This window comes from Janthinobacterium aestuarii (assembly GCF_046113285.1).
GTDB lineage: Bacteria > Pseudomonadota > Gammaproteobacteria > Burkholderiales > Burkholderiaceae_D > Janthinobacterium.
In genome coordinates this window covers 5,996,646-6,011,515 of the sequence record NZ_CP142524.1, presented here as the reverse complement: position 1 = coordinate 6,011,515, position 14,870 = coordinate 5,996,646, and the positions used below count along the sequence as shown (strand labels likewise).

14 protein-coding genes are annotated in these 14,870 nt (G+C 65.1%); 13 read left to right on the top strand and 1 reads right to left on the bottom strand.

From position 1 onward, the window contains the following. Nucleotides 1-64 precede the first annotated feature (64 nt). Nucleotides 65-1,453, bottom strand: a complete 1,389-nt coding sequence (locus tag OX462_RS27085) for a caspase family protein (RefSeq protein WP_409027427.1) — start codon at nt 1,451-1,453, stop codon at nt 65-67. A 175-nt stretch (nt 1,454-1,628) separates the two neighbouring features. Here OX462_RS27085 and OX462_RS27080 point away from each other — a divergent pair, with 175 nt between their 5' ends. From OX462_RS27080 to OX462_RS27020, 13 genes are all read left to right on the top strand, one after another. Further along, on the top strand, nt 1,629-2,393 hold the full coding sequence (locus OX462_RS27080; protein ID WP_409027426.1) for a hypothetical protein: 765 nt from the start codon (nt 1,629-1,631) through the stop codon (nt 2,391-2,393). Beyond that, the gene (locus OX462_RS27075; protein ID WP_070313057.1) at nt 2,390-3,415 is read left to right on the top strand and encodes a hypothetical protein; all 1,026 of its coding nucleotides are present in this window, start codon (nt 2,390-2,392) and stop codon (nt 3,413-3,415) included. Before OX462_RS27080 ends, OX462_RS27075 begins: the two co-directional genes overlap by 4 nt. A 28-nt stretch (nt 3,416-3,443) precedes the next feature. Beyond that, nucleotides 3,444-4,301 carry a hypothetical protein gene (locus OX462_RS27070; RefSeq protein ID WP_409027425.1) on the top strand — a complete coding sequence of 286 codons (858 nt, stop codon included), beginning with the start codon at nt 3,444-3,446 and terminating at the stop codon, nt 4,299-4,301. Between the two features lies 1 nt (nt 4,302). Continuing rightward, nucleotides 4,303-5,943, top strand: a complete 1,641-nt coding sequence (locus OX462_RS27065; RefSeq protein ID WP_409027424.1) for a hypothetical protein — start codon at nt 4,303-4,305, stop codon at nt 5,941-5,943. Continuing rightward, nucleotides 5,918-6,829 (top strand): glycerophosphodiester phosphodiesterase, encoded by a 912-nt coding sequence (locus OX462_RS27060; protein ID WP_409027423.1) that lies wholly within the window; start codon nt 5,918-5,920, stop codon nt 6,827-6,829. Before OX462_RS27065 ends, OX462_RS27060 begins: the two co-directional genes overlap by 26 nt. A gap of 28 nt (nt 6,830-6,857) precedes the next feature. After that, the gene (locus OX462_RS27055) at nt 6,858-7,454 is read left to right on the top strand and encodes a hypothetical protein (protein ID WP_409027422.1); all 597 of its coding nucleotides are present in this window, start codon (nt 6,858-6,860) and stop codon (nt 7,452-7,454) included. Between the two features lie 160 nt (nt 7,455-7,614). Beyond that, on the top strand, nt 7,615-8,640 hold the full coding sequence (locus OX462_RS27050; protein WP_409027421.1) for a LacI family DNA-binding transcriptional regulator: 1,026 nt from the start codon (nt 7,615-7,617) through the stop codon (nt 8,638-8,640). Beyond that, nucleotides 8,640-10,127 (top strand): sugar ABC transporter ATP-binding protein, encoded by a 1,488-nt coding sequence (locus OX462_RS27045; RefSeq protein WP_409027420.1) that lies wholly within the window; start codon nt 8,640-8,642, stop codon nt 10,125-10,127. The genes OX462_RS27050 and OX462_RS27045 overlap by 1 nt, the downstream gene beginning before the upstream one ends. Continuing rightward, complete coding sequence (locus OX462_RS27040; protein WP_409027419.1) at nt 10,108-11,115, top strand: ABC transporter permease; 1,008 nt, start codon at nt 10,108-10,110, stop codon at nt 11,113-11,115. Before OX462_RS27045 ends, OX462_RS27040 begins: the two co-directional genes overlap by 20 nt. A gap of 61 nt (nt 11,116-11,176) precedes the next feature. Then, nucleotides 11,177-12,145: a substrate-binding domain-containing protein gene (locus OX462_RS27035; protein ID WP_409027418.1), complete on the top strand. Its 969-nt coding sequence runs from the start codon at nt 11,177-11,179 to the stop codon at nt 12,143-12,145. A gap of 93 nt (nt 12,146-12,238) precedes the next feature. Continuing rightward, nucleotides 12,239-13,291, top strand: a complete 1,053-nt coding sequence (locus tag OX462_RS27030) for a sugar phosphate isomerase/epimerase family protein (RefSeq protein ID WP_409027417.1) — start codon at nt 12,239-12,241, stop codon at nt 13,289-13,291. 9 nt (nt 13,292-13,300) lie between these two features. Beyond that, on the top strand, nt 13,301-14,449 hold the full coding sequence (locus tag OX462_RS27025; RefSeq protein ID WP_409027416.1) for a Gfo/Idh/MocA family protein: 1,149 nt from the start codon (nt 13,301-13,303) through the stop codon (nt 14,447-14,449). A 16-nt stretch (nt 14,450-14,465) separates the two neighbouring features. Beyond that, the gene (locus tag OX462_RS27020) at nt 14,466-14,768 is read left to right on the top strand and encodes a 2Fe-2S iron-sulfur cluster-binding protein (protein WP_409027415.1); all 303 of its coding nucleotides are present in this window, start codon (nt 14,466-14,468) and stop codon (nt 14,766-14,768) included. Nucleotides 14,769-14,870: the final 102 nt, after the last annotated feature.

Sequence of the window (14,870 nt, the reverse complement as noted above, 5' to 3'; positions counted from 1 at the left end):
ATGCTGTATTGCATGTACCCACGGATAACGGGGGCAGTTCAGGGAAATCCAAAATTATTTTGAGTTATTTTTTCGGCGGCTGTAATACGTCCTTGGCGGCGCCCTGGTAATCCTTCATCAAGCCCATGAAAGCGTCCTGCAGATGGCGGGCCGCGTCCTGCGGCGGTGCGCCCGTGCGCCGCGCCAGGTCGAATTTATACGCATGGGCGGGGCTGTAGCCGGCTTGCGAGGCGGCGTCCAGCAGCACGCCGGCCCGTTTCAATGAGGCCGGGTCACCCTTGACCATCAGCAATTCGGCCAGGTAGGTTTGGGCGATAGGAAAATCTTTCGCGGCCGCTTTTTCCAGCCACTGCATGCCCGCCTTCGGCTGTTTGATGCCCGCGTCGCCGCCGCCGATGCCGTAGCCGAGCGCCGTCAGCGCCACCAGGTCGCCGCCCCGTGCGCGCTTTTCCAGCTGTTGGCGGGGAAACGGCCGTGCCGCGATCTGCATGCGGATTTCATAGTTGATGTCTTGCAGCACATTGCCTGGCCACACCCTGGCCCCCGGTGCGGCCGGCTTTTCCACCGCTGGCGCAGGCGCCGGGACCGGTGCGCGCATGCCGCCCTGTCCTTGTGCGCCGGCCAGCACGCCCGGCGCCGGCGGGCTGACGCCCTTGCCGCTGCCCATGTTCAGCACCAGGCGCGCCGACGTTTCGCCAAATGACACGCGCGGTTTTTGCACGTCGTGCGTCATGGCGGCGACCCTGGCCGCCACTTGCGAGAACACGTCGCTCATGGGCAGACCCGGGGCGTCGAGCGCGTCGAGCAGGGCGCTCGTGTACGGGCTGTTGCGCGAATCGGGCGACCAGAAATCGCGCGCCAGGGCGCCCGGTCCCGCCGAATAGGCAATCACCACGCCGCGTGGCGCTTGCGTGTCGGCAAAACCGTGGCTGGCCGCGTTGCCGCCGCCCGGAACCATCACGGCGCCGCCGCGCGTATATTCCTGGCGGCAAGCATCGAGGATCAGCACGGCGCCGCGCGCGCCCGTGCGCTGCAGGTCGCCCGCCAGGCTGGACACGGACACGCCCTGCGCGGCGATGGCGGACGCGCTCAGCGCATTCATGTTCGCGCCCAGCGGCAGCACGTAATTGGCTTCGCCCGCCTGCGCGCCGTGGCCCGCGTAAAACACGAGGGCGATATCGGCGCCGCGCGCCTGCGTGGAAAACTCGGCCGACGCCTTTTGCAGCTGTTGCGCATTGATGTCCGTACGCAAGAGCACTTCAAAGCCCAGGCGGCGCAGGCGCTCGGCCATGGCGCGCGCATCGTTCACGGGGTTTAACAGGGGCTGGGGATAGGCCGCGTTGCCGATCACGAGGGCGATGCGCTTGCCCGGAGCCGCAGGCGCGGCGGCGTGCGCCACGTTGCTGAGCAGTAAAAAGAACAGGCTGAAAAACAGGGAAATCAGGCGATGCATCGGCGTCTCGGGAATTGTCGTGAAAGTAACAAAAGTTAGCGATTTTTACTGTGATATGAGAAAATTGCCTAAATGCATTTTACCTTACTGACAAGTTTCTCTTGTCTGGCCAGCGCACGGTGGGTATCGCCGCCGGCCAGTGGCGCGTGCCGCCCAACACACGATCGGACCGGCTTTGCAATCGGAACAATTTGAACGGATTCATGACTTCTGGACGCGCCGCCAGCGGCTGACACAGGGCGAACTGGGCGAGTTTTACCAGCGCGTCATCGCCGCGCTGACGCCGTGCCGCCCGCGCGAGGCGGCCTCGCTCGGCGATACGCTGGCCGATTTGCGTCACCAGTTCTTCATCGAAAAAGTCCTGCACAGCGACAGCGACGCCGCGCCCCACCACGTCGGTGCCTTGTTCCTGTACTTCAAGCGCTTCATCATCGACCAGCTGCGCAAGCAGCGCGATGACGACGACGCCGATGCGCAGGAGGGCTGCGACTTGCAGGCGCCCGACGCCTATGCCGAACCGCTGCGCGACTACCAGCTCACGCCGCAGCAAGTGCGCGACGCGGCCGACCTGTTTATCTCCACCTTGCCCCGCGATTTGATCTTGCTGCTGCGTCATTGCGGCTGCGGCGGCATGCCCGTCAAGGAACTGGCCGAGCAGATCGCTTCCGCGCATTATCACGGCGGAAAATTAGGTCTCGTGCACCGTCAGAAGGGCGATCCCGCCAGCGCGGGACGGCAGATCGTCGAGCCGGCCCACCGCGCCACCTTGCTGGGCAGCTGGGTCTTGACCCTGCTCAAGCTGCGCGTGGGCGATGCGCTGACCGCGCGCGATATGCAGGCGGCGCAAATAGTTTTGGATATTCTGTGCGTGGCCGCGTTATCCCTGCACATGGACCCCGTGTCCACCCACCCGAACCCTGATGAAAGGCCACCGGCATGACTGCATTGACGCCCTCGCTGGCCATCGTTGCCGCGCGCCTGCCATCGCCGCCGACTTCCGCCGAGCTGCTGGACGCGGACGTGGCGGGTACTCCCCCCGACTGGCGCGGCATTGCCGTGCCGGAACACTTGATGGAACGCTTTGCGCGCCGCAGCGACGCGGCGCCCTTGGCCGGGCGGCCCATCGCGGGCGGACAAATCCACCTGCTGGCGCGTTGCCCCGGCTTTGGCGCCGTGCTGCTCGATGCCTGGGACAGCACGCGGCAGCGCTGGCGCGGCTGGCTCGTCACGCCGGACGCGGCGTATGCGGATGCCTGCGGCCTCGTGGTCGAGGAGCGCGACGCGCCCGCCGACCCCCGCGCGGGCCTGGTGCTGTGCGACATGCCCGTGACTGTGGCCGTGACGGACCTGGGCGCCTGCCTGGGCGTGTTCAGCCAGGAGCGCCTGCAGGCGGCGCGCTGGCTGGAGCTGCATGGCCGTTCCAATGGGGCCACGGCGGCGCCCGGCGTGATCGCCCGCGTGGCCTTGCCTGGCGACGGCTATGCGCTGACGGGCACGCCCCTGTCGAGCGAGCTGGGCAAGGATGGCCGCGTGGCCTACCGGCAATTGCTGCGCCAGGGCTTGCAGCAGTTGCAGATCGCTTCGGCCGATGCCGCCGCGCCACAGGCGGCGCCAATCAAGGCAGCCAATGCGAACCGCTGGCTGAAAATTGTCACGGCCGTGGCCGCCAGCGTGATGGTGGTGCAATCGGCCTGGCTGTTCCTGCCGAAAGATCAGGCTGTCGTCGGCAATGCGGAATTCCGCAGCGGCAGTGGCAGCGGCGTCGAGACGGGCGTGCGCACGCGCGTGCTGTTCCGCGCCGAGGCGACGGAGGCGGAGATACGCACCTGGCTGCAGCGCGAGCAGCTGGAAATCGTCGCCGGACCGGACACCCTGGGCGCCTTCACCGTGCTGTCGCGCAACCGCCAGAAAGTCTTGCCGCCGCCAGGCCCGGGCAATCCGCTGGCCGTCATCAATCCCTGAATCCTGAAATAAGAGAAAGTTATCAAGCATGACAACGTATAAGAATTTTGCATCCGCGCACTGGCGCAAACTGGCTATGGGCGTGGCCGCCGGCATGCTGTTGACGGGCTGCGCCATGACGCCGAACGGCCGTGGCGGCGTGGTGATGGGCCTCGATACGGCCGAGCTGTTCGGCACGCCGCTGTCCACCTTCCGCCTGCGCGACGGCATGGAAGGCACCTTGCGCAAGGATCCGCAAGGCAAGTATTCGATCAAGCTGTCGCAGGCGTTTCGCGTCGTGCCGCTGGCCAACGCGATCACGGCCCGCGTGGCGCGCGTGGAAAACGTGGGCGAGCGCACCGTGGTGATCGTGGAAACCCAGGAGCGCGGCTGCGCCTACCGCTATGAAGTGCTGGCTTTCCAGGGCACGGACGTGCTGCAGTGGACGGTGGGCAATTGCAAGGACCGCCCCCGCGTGGAACTGGCGGCGGACGCGAAATCGCTGAATATTGACTTTCCCAACTACAACCGCCTGTCGCGCATGATCTACACGGACAACCGCCTGCTCAACGCCAGCGTGGCCGTGCCGCCCGGCGTCGATACCCGCGCCCAGCCGTTTGCCGACGACGGCTTGCGCGGTACCGGCCCCGTCATTGCCACCCTGCCTGGCAGCGGCAGCGACAGCGGGCGCGTGATCCCGGCCCCGCCGGCCCCGGCATCGGCCCCGGCCGCCGCGCCGAAAGCGGGCAGCCGCGCCAGCGCCAAGCCGCGCCGCCAGGAAACTCCGGCCAAGGCGGCGGCACCCGCCATCAGCGTGCCCGCCCCGCGCGGTGCCGCGCCGGCGGCCGCGCCGATGATCTTCCAGGCTGAAGAGATCAAGCCCGTCGTCATCGATCTGAGGAAATAAGATGGCCGCGAGTCTGCGCAGTCTGCAAATCCGGCAGACCTTGATCCTGATCGTCCTGACGATCATTTATTTGTGCTGCGAGCTGGGCTTCAATGCCCGTTTGCTCGATGTGGTGGGCGGCGACGTCAAGCCGCACGACGTGGAAGGCGTGGAATTCTATGGCCGCAGCCTGTCGGGCATCGCCGCCGCGCTGGTGGTGCTGCAACTGATGTGGCGCCGCCGCCTGAAGAACAATGGCAGCGGCCCCAGCTGGAAAAAGATCGTCTTTTGCTGCGTCGCCACGGCCGCGGTCGTGTTCGGCATTCTGAAGACGACGGTCACGGTGCTGGTCGAAACGCGCGATGCGCAATTTCGCCGCCTGGCCTTCAATACCACCCTGATGCAGCGCTCGCTGGTGGGCGGCAGCTTGCAACTGCAGGGCCTGGTCGATGATGCCACCCTGTTTGCCAAGCCGGAAGGCAAGGCTTTTCTGGCCCTGTTCCCCTTCCTGGCCGTGTCGGTGGGCCACCTCGATGAGCGCATGGAGCCGGCCAAGGAGCAGTTGATCAATTTCAATGTCCGCAAGATCGCAGGCGGCGCGGCCGGGTACTACGACAAGTACCAGCAAGCGATCGGCGAAGTGCATGACAAGTGGAAATTGTATTCGGGTATCATTCCCGACGACGATGCGGGCTTGCGCCAGCAGCAGGAATCGGCGTGGAACGATTACCGGCAAAGCCTGTCGCGCCACGGCTGGCAGCCGCATTCCGTGCCGGCGCGGCGCAAGGCGGCCGTGGTCAACAATGTGCGTAAAAAGGTGCCCGTGTCGGCCAACTGGCACCCGGCCGACCAGCTATCGTTCCGCCTGGCCGTCAAGCGCCGCTATGCGTCGGAAGCGGCCGGCAAGGGCTTGACTATCAAGGGCGACCGCATTCCGCCGGGCTTGTCCTTCCCCGCCTTCGTGGCGCGCCCCGGCATACAGGCCGTCCTGCGCGACGGGCCGGACGGCGGCGACGGCAGCGAAGCGGGCAAGGGCTTGCGGCTGCCCAAGGGCGCCGTGGTGCAAGACGCGTATGCGAGCCCGGCCGAGTTCAGCCGCCTGTTCGACCAGTTCGCCGCGCGCCAGACGGCGGAAAAGCTGGTGGAGTACCGCGCCAGCCGCAGCGATTTTGAAGTGCATGGCAAGTATTATGCGGAGGGCAAGGAAGCGGCGCGCGCGGCCATCGTGCCGCCCGTGGCCCTGTTCTTTTCGCTCCTGGGCGCCATCGGCCACTTTTCGAAACTGCTGTACCTGATCGCCACTGTGGGCTTGCTGGTCCTGGCGGCGCGCCGGGGCGAGCAGGCGGGCGCCGATGGCCAGCTGAGCCGCCGTTCCGCGTGGATCGCCACGGGCGTGCTGGCCGGCGCTTTCCTGGGAACCTGGGGCATTTTTACCCTGTCGGACAACAATGTCACGAAGAGCGAGCTGTTCCGTCAGATGCTGGACTGGAACCGCCAGGCCGACGGCGACAGCACGCGCTGGCAAATCGCCGGCAAGGGCTTGCTGGCCAATATCACGCACGTCGTGGCGGTGGGGCAGGGCTACAGCTACCCCGTCAACGAAGCGATCCGCATCAATATTTTGCAGGGACTCGAATATGGTTATCACCCGGAAAAGAAATAAGGCGGCCGCCTTGGCCTTGCTGCTGTGCATGGCCAGCACGGCCGTCCAGGCCGACTGCCTGGGCATGAAGGTGCATGCCCACCGTGGCGCCGGCAATGCGCCGGAAAACTCGCTGAGTGCCCTGCGCAACACGTATTTCGGCACCTGGGACGGCGTCGAGACGGATTTGCAGCTGCTCGGTGACGGCAGCTGGGTGGTGCACCACGATCTGCTCACGGGCCGGGTCGTCGACACGGGATCGCCCCGCACCGTGAAACAATTGACGGCCGACGACTGGCGCGCGGCCAGCATGAAGAACCGTGGCGTGGCCACGCCGGAAACGCCGCCGTTCGTTAGCGATGTGGCCGACCTGGCCACCGCGTTCCCGGCCAAGACCCTGAATGCGGAAATCAAGGATGTCGTGCCGTCGTGCGCGCCCATCAATACGCTGGTGGCGCAGTTGCGCGCCAACATCAAGCATGGCAACTGGTTTTTGACGTCGGGCGTGCCGAACAACCTGGCCTGTGCGCGCCGCGCCGATCCGCACGGTTACCTCGGTCTGCTCGTGTTTGATGCGCGCAATGCGCAGGCGGCCGGCGCCAACCGGGTCAGCCGCTATATCGCGAAAAATGCCCGTCCGCCCAAGCTGGACAAGCCCTGGCTGCAGCGCGTGCAGCAGCAGATCGGCATGCCGACGGGCGTGCACGTGGACGCGCGCAGCCTCGACGCCAATCCGAATTTGCTGGCCGATGCGGCCAGCCTGAACATGCCCGTCTTCGTGTATGCCATCGACGGCGACTCGGCCCTGGCCGCGTCCCTGCTGCGCGCCCAGCAGCGCAGCCACCGCTGGCCAAGCGGCGTCATCCTTGACGGCAATCCGGAAACGTTTTGCGCGATGATGAAGTAATCACTTTGATTGACCGGGAGACCCTGCCATGACCCTGACACAGACCGCACAGACCGACCCTGCCGCCGCCCTTGCCCGCAGCGCCATCGGCGCCATGTTCTTTTCCGTGTTTGGCGGCCTGTGGGTTGCCGCCTGGTGCGTGCAGACGTATGGCGCGCATCCCTTAAGGTTGCTACCCATTGCCGCCATCACCGTCCTGCTGTTCATGCTGGCGTGGCGCCAGTTCAGCCGTCACCGGGCCGCACATGCGGCGGCGGAACAGACGCCGGAAGCGAAGCGCGCGGGCCGGCTGTTCAATATCGTGAACGCGGGGCAATGGATCGCCATCTTTATCGTCGGCAATGTCCTGAAAAACGTGGGCTTGCAGGCGTGGTTCATTCCCGCCGTCATTCTGATCGTGGGCCTGCATTTCTTTCCGCTGGCCTGGCTGTTCAAGGCGCGCCGCCATGTGGCCATCGGCATGGCGCTGTGCGTGTGGGCCATCGGCTATCCGTTCACCGTGCGCCACGGCCCCATCCATCCTATCGGTTGCCTCGGTGCCGGCCTGATCCTGTGGGTGGCGGCCCTGTCCGCCGTGCGCGCCGGTTTTGCCGTGCAGCAGAACACCTTCCAAGTCCAGAAGTAGCTGCGTCAGTCGGCCCGCACAGGGCCGTTTTTATCCCCGTTCGGTCTCCGTTTTTTCTCTTTTCCTGCCTGTTTTTTGCGCATCGCAGCATCGATAATGTTTGCATCGCGCGCGTGACTGGCCTATAAATGTAATCGATTACATTTATATGAAAAACCCCATGCCGCCAGCCGTCCCGTCTTCCTTGCCGACCGAAACCGTCTCCATCAGCGCCGTCGCCGCGCATGCGGGCGTGTCGGTGGCCACCGTCTCGCGCGTGATGAACGAGCAGGCAGGCGTGCGGGCGCCCACGCGCGACAAGGTGCTCGCGTCCGTGGCGGCGCTCGGCTACCGCATGAACCACCTGGCGCGCAGCCTGCGCACGGCCGAGAGCCGCATGCTGCTGACCATGGTGCCCGACGTGGGCAACCCTTTCTATGCGCAGATCGTGCGCGGCATCGACACGGTGGCGCGCGAACACGGCTATTTTGTATTGCTGTGCGACACGGGCGCCGACGCAGGCCGCGAGCGCTCGTATTTCGACTTGCTGCGCATGCACCGCGCCGACGGCGCCATCTGCCTGGACCCGGACACGGTGCAGCATGCGCTGTCGCATGAATCCGTCAGCCTGCCGTGGGTGGCGTGTTGCGAATTCGACCCCGCCGTGGCCGTGCCCTATGTCGGCATCGACAACCACCGGGCCGCCTCCGACGCCGTCGCGCACCTGCTGTCGCGCGGCCATACGCGTATCGGCCTGATCAACTCCGATGAACGCTATCTGTACGCGCGGCAACGTCAGCAAGGCTATCTGGACACGCTGGCGGCGGCCGGCTTGCCCGTGCAGCCGCAATGGGTGCACACGGTGCAAAGCCTCGACTATGAAGCTGGCACGGCCGCCACGTTGCGCATGATGGCGGGGCCCGATGCGCCGACGGCCATCTTTGCCGTCTCCGACACCCTGGCCATTGGCGTGCTGAGCGCGCTGCGCCAGCTGAAAAAACGCGTGCCCGAAGACGTGGCCGTCATCGGCTTCGATGATATCGCCATCGCCGCGCAGATCGACCCGGGTTTGACCACCATCGCGCAGCCGATGCGCGAACTGGGCGAGACGGCGGCGCGCCTGCTGCTGCAGCGCTTGGCGGACCCGGCAGCCAGCGTGCCGGGCGTGTTGCTGGAACATAACTTGGTCTTGCGAGGGAGTGCATAGTGAGCGTTGCCGTCGGTTTCGAGGGGGTGTGCAAGGATTTCGGCCCCGTGCGCGTCTTGCATGGCGTCAGTTTTACCCTGGCGCCGGGACGCGTGTATGGCTTGCTGGGTGAAAATGGCGCCGGCAAGTCGACCCTGATGAAAATCCTCGCCGGCTACGAGAGCGTGAGCGAAGGCCAGCTGCTGATCGATGGCCAGCCCCGGCGCTTCGCCAGTTCGCGCGCGGCGGAGAGCGCCGGCATCGTGCTGATCCACCAGGAATTCAACCTGGCCGAGCACCTGACGGTGGCGCAAAACATGTTTTTAGGCCACGAAAAGACGCGCGGCTGGCTGCTGGACGAGGCGGCCATGCGCGAAGAAGCGTCGCGCTATCTGAAACAGGTGGGGCTGGACGTCTCGCCCGACACCAAAATACGCGACCTGATCGTCGCCGAGAAACAGCTGGTGGAAATCGCCAAGGCCCTGTCGCGCCGCGCCCGCTTTTTGATCATGGACGAACCGACCGCCACCCTGACGTCGTCGGAAACCCAGCGCCTGTTCGCCGTCATGGCGCAGCTGAAAAGCGATGGCGTGACTATCCTCTACATTTCCCACAAGCTCGACGAAGTGGAGCGCAATACGGACGAGGTCATCGTCATGCGCGACGGGCGTTTCGTCACGCGCGAGCCGACGGCCAGCCTCACGCGCCAGCAGATGGCGAACCTGATGGTGGGGCGCGAATTGTCCGACATGTTCCCCGCGAAAGTGCCGCTGGCGCCGGATGCCCCGATCCTGCTGAAGGTCGATGGCTTGAGCGTGCCCGGCTGGGCGAAAGCGCTGTCGTTCGAGGTGCGCGGGGGCGAAGTGCTGGGCTTTGCGGGCCTGGTGGGCGCGGGGCGCACGGAATCGTTCGAGGCGCTGCTGGGCTTGCGTCCGCGCAGCGCGGGCACGATCCATCTGAATGGCCAGCCCGTGGATATCCGCACGCCCAGGCAAGCGATGCAGCACGGCATGACCTATCTGAGCGAAGACCGCAAGGGAAAAGGACTGCACGTGAACCTGGGCTTGCGCGAAAACCTCACCATGATGACGATGGAGCGCTATGCGCGGCCGTGGCTCGATGTTGCCGGAGAGAAGCAGGCGCTGGCCAGGGCTGTCGAGGATTTCAATATCCGCACGGGCGACCTGGACAGCCGCGCGCGCATGCTGTCCGGCGGCAACCAGCAAAAGCTGGCGCTGGCGAAATACCTGCATTCGGACCCCCGCGTCGTCGTGCTCGATGAACCGAGCCGTGGCGTGGACGTGGGCGCCAAGCGCGACATTTACTTTTTGATCCACCGCCTGGCCGCCGAAGGGCGCGCCGTGATCGTGATTTCATCGGAATTGATCGAATTGATCGGCCTGTGCCACCGCGTCGCCGTGATGCGCGCCGGCACCTTGCAAGCCACCCTGTCTGCTGACCACCTGACCGAAGAGGAGTTGATTGCCCATGCAACCGGCACGCACTGACACCACCGTATCCCCAATCTCCCGATTCGGCGCGCGCATCAAGGGCTTCGGCCCCGTGCTGGGCTTGTTATCTCTGTGCATCGCGGGCACCTTGCTCAATGGCGACTTCGCCACCGTGGACAACCTGATGAACGTGCTTACGCGCACGGCCTTCATCGGCATCATCGCCGTCGGCATGACCTTCGTCATCATCTCGGGCGGCATCGATCTGTCGGTCGGTTCCATGGCGGCGCTGATCGCCGGCTGCATGATTTATTTCATGAATGCGCTGGCGCAAGGCGCGGGCGGCGACCTGGCACCGATCACCATGCTGGTGCTGGGCATCGCCATGGCCTTGATCCTCGGTGCCGGCTTCGGCCTGATGCACGGCTTGTTGATCAGCAAGGGCAATATCGAACCGTTCATCGTCACTCTGGGCACTCTGGGCATCTTCCGCGCCGTGCTCACATATCTGGCCGATGGCGGCGCACTGACCCTGGACGTCACGCTGTCCGAGCTGTACAGCCCCGTCTACTACACGAGCGTGCTGGGCGCACCGATCCCGATCTGGATCTTTCTGTTCGTCGCCGCGGCTGGCGCCGTCATCCTCAACCGCACCACGTTTGGCCGGCACGTGCAGGCGATTGGTTCCAACGAGCAAGTGGCGCGCTATGCGGCCATCAATGTCGACAGAGTGAAAATCGCCACCTACATGCTGCTGGGCATCTGCGTGGGCATCGCCACGGTGCTGTACGTGCCGCGCCTGGGTTCGGCCACGCCGACCACGGGCTTGCTGTGGGAACTCGAAGCGATCGCCGCCGTGGTCGTGGGCGGCACGGCCCTGAAAGGGGGAGAAGGGCGCATCGTCGGCACCGTGATCGGCGCCATCCTGCTCTCCGTGATCAGCAATATCCTGAATTTGACCAGCATCATCAGTGTCTACCTGAATGCCGCAGTGCAAGGCGTGGTGATCATCGCCGTCGCCTTCCTGCAGCGAGGCCGCAAATAAAACAAGAGCGGCGTTCTGAAAGGGCGGCCAACGGGCGCCCACAACCTTGGAGGAGAGCAGCATGAAGAGCTTTATACGGGTAGCAGGGATGGCGGTGCTGGTGATGCAGGCGTGGGCGCTGCCGATGGGGCCGGCGCAAGCCGCTGACAAGCTGGTCGTCGGCGTGGCCATTCCCACGGCCACGCACAGTTTTACCTCGGGCATCGTCTGGTGGGCCAACCAGGCCAAGGCGGAGCTGGAAAAGGCCCATCCGGGGCTGAAAATCATCGTCAAGACGGCCGCCACGGCGCCCGAACAGGCGAACCAGTTGCAGGATATGTTGACGGTGAATAAGATCAACACCCTGGTGATCTTTCCCATCGAATCGGCCTCGCTGACGCAGCCCGTGGCGCAAGTGAAAAACAAGGGCGTGTATGTGACGGTGGTGGACCGCGGCTTGACGAACACGCAGTCGCAGGATGCCTATATAGCGGGCGACAACACGGCCTTCGGCAAGCTGCCGGCCGAATACCTGGCGAAAAGTTTAAATGGCAAGGGCAATGTCGTCGTGCTGCGCGGCATGCCGACCACCTTGGACAACGAGCGCTTTGACGCGTTTTCCGCCGTGATGAAGGGCCATCCCGATATCAAGGTGCTCGACGCCAAGTACGGCAACTGGAACCGCGACGATGCCTTCAAGGTCATGCAGGATTATCTGACCCGTTTCAAGCAGATCGACGCCGTCTGGGCCGCCGATGACGACATGGCCATCGGCGTGCAGAAAGCCATCGCGCAAGCCAAGCGCACGGACATCAAGCAGGTGTTCGGCGGCGCCGGCGCGAAGGGCGCCGTGAAAAAGATCATGGACGGTTCCGACCCGCTGATCGTGGCCGACGTGTCGTACTCGCCGAAGTTCATGTACGACGCCATCAAGCTGACGACGGAAGCGCGTCTGAAAGGTGATAAATTGCCGGCCAATACGATAATTCCCTCGGTGCTGATCACGCGCGAGAACGCCAAGCAGTTTTACTTTCCGAACTCGCCTTTTTAAATTATGGGGTCAGACCCCCTCGCCCGCCAGCAATGACTTTTGCGTTAGCGGCATTGAGGGTCTGACCCCGGCTTTCTCCAACAGGACATTGACATGAAAACCATCCAGGGCCCGGCCATCTTCCTGGCCCAGTTTCTCGGCGACGAGCCGCCGTTCGACTCGCTCGAGCACCTGGCGCAATGGGCGGCCGGCCTGGGCTACAAGGGCTTGCAGCTGCCGACGGCGCCGCGTTTGTTCGACCTGGAGCAGGCGGCTACCAGCCAGCAGTACTGCGACGACGTGGTCGCCCTGCTGGCGCGCCATGGCTTGCAGGTGACGGAATTGTCGACGCACTTGCAGGGCCAGCTGATCGCCGTGCATCCGGCCTACGACGCGCTGTTCGACGGCTTTGCGCCAGAACAAGTCCGCGGTGATCCTGCCGCGCGCACGGCCTGGGCCGCGCAGCAACTGCTGTGGGCTGCCACCGCCTCGCAACGCCTGGGCCTGACGGCGCACGTGACGTTTTCCGGCGCGCTGGCCTGGCCGTATCTGTATCCGTGGCCGCAGCGCCCGGCCGGACTGGTGGAAACGGCATTCGCGGAACTGGCCAGGCGCTGGCTGCCCATCCTCGACGCGTTCGATGCGGCCGGCGTGGACCTTTGCTATGAATTGCATCCGGGCGAGGACTTGCACGATGGCGTGACGTTCGAGCGTTTCCTGGCCGCCGTCCACGATCACCGGCGCGCGTCGATTTTGTACGACCCCAGCCACTTCGTGCTGCAGCAGCTCGATTATCTGGCGTTCATTGATATTTATCATGCGCGCATCAAGGCCTTCCACGTCAAGGACGCGGAATTCCGGCCCAACGGGCGCCAGGGCGTGTATGGCGGCTATGGCGACTGGCAGGACCGGGCCGGACGCTTCCGCTCGCTCGGTGACGGGCAGATCGATTTCAAGGCGATTTTCTCGAAGATGGCGCAGTATGACTTCCCCGGCTGGGCCGTGCTGGAATGGGAATGCTGTCTGAAACACCCGGAAGATGGCGCGGCAGAGGGCGCACGTTTCATCCGTGACCACATCATCCACGTGGCCGAACATGCGTTCGACGATTTCGCGGGCAGCGCCGTAGACCAGGGCCAGATCAACCATTTGTTGGGATTGAAATAGGGAGACGACATGCAGCGACGCTTACGGCTGGGCATGGTAGGGGGCGGGCAGGGCGCATTCATCGGCGCCGTGCACCGTATCGCGGCGCGCATCGACGACCAGTACGAACTGGTGGCGGGCGCCCTGTCGTCCGACCCGCAGCGCGCGCGCGACAGCGGCGCGGCGCTGCACCTGGCGCCCGACCGTTGCTACAGCGATTACCGCGCCATGGCGCAGGCGGAGGCCGCCAGGGCGGACGGCATCGAGGCCGTGGCCATCGTCACGCCGAACCACCTGCACGCGCCCGTCGCCACGGCATTCCTGGAAGCGGGCATCCACGTGATCTGCGACAAGCCGCTGGGCATCTCGCTGGCGGAAGGCCAGGCGCTGGCGGCGCTGGCCAGGCAGAAAAATCTGCTGTTTGCGCTCACGCATACCTACAGCGGCTACCCGCTGCTGCGCCATGCGAAAGCCATGGTCGAGGCGGGCGAGATCGGCGAATTGCGCCTCGTGCAAGTGGAGTACTCGCAGGACTGGCTGGCCGATTCGATTGCTGCCGGCGGCATGAGCGAAGGCAACTGGCATAACGACCCGCTGAAAGCGGGGCCGGGCGGCACCCTGCTCGACGTGGGCTTGCACGCGTATCACCTGGCGCAGTTCGTCAGCGGCCTGACGCCGCATGCCGTGCTGGCGGAACTGTCGACCTTTGTTCCGCACCGCACCCTGGACGACCACGTGCAGGTGATGCTGCGCTATGCCAATGGGGCGAAAGGCACGTTGTGGGCCAGCCAGGTGGCGACCGGGTGTGAAAACACGGTGCGCTTGCGCCTGTTCGGCAGCAAGGCGCAGCTGGATTTCGACCAGGAACAACCGAATGCGTTATGGTGTACGCCGCAGGGCGGCAACCGCCAGCTGCTGCGCCCGGGCCGGGTCGACAGCGCCGCCGCGCGCCACGCCACGCGCGTGCCGGCCGGCCATCCGGAGGGTTACCTGGAAGCGTTCGCCCAGTTGTACTTGGATGCGGCCCTGGCCATTCGCGCCCTGCAGGCGGGGACGCCGATACCGGAAGCGGCGCGCTGGCTGCCGACGGTGGCCGATGGCGTGGCGGGCCTGGCCTTTGCCGAGGCCGTGCTGCGCAGCCATGCGGGAGGGGGGCGCTGGACGACCCTGGCAAGCTGACTGTTACACTGGGCGCATGAGCGCGCCCCTCACCATCCCCACCTTTACCGTCACCATCGTCCCGCAAGGCTGGCAATTCCGGGCCGAGGCGGGCACCACCGTGCTGGCCGCCGCCGAGCTGGCCGGCATCCGCCTGCTCAGTTCCTGCCGCAACGGCACGTGCCGCACGTGCATTTGTCACATGCCCGAAGGAAAGATCCGCTACACGGTGGACTGGCCCGGCATCAGCCCCGATGAACGGCTCGACGGCTACATCCTGCCCTGCGTGGCCGTGGCCGAAAGCGATATCACCATCCAGGCGCGCGCCGTGCGCAAGTAAAGCGTTGTTGTGAGTATCTGTTAGATTTTAACAATGTTTCTCATGCTATAACATTCAGTCCAGGTTTCCAGCACACCTCCATTGGGGAGGAAATGAAACCTC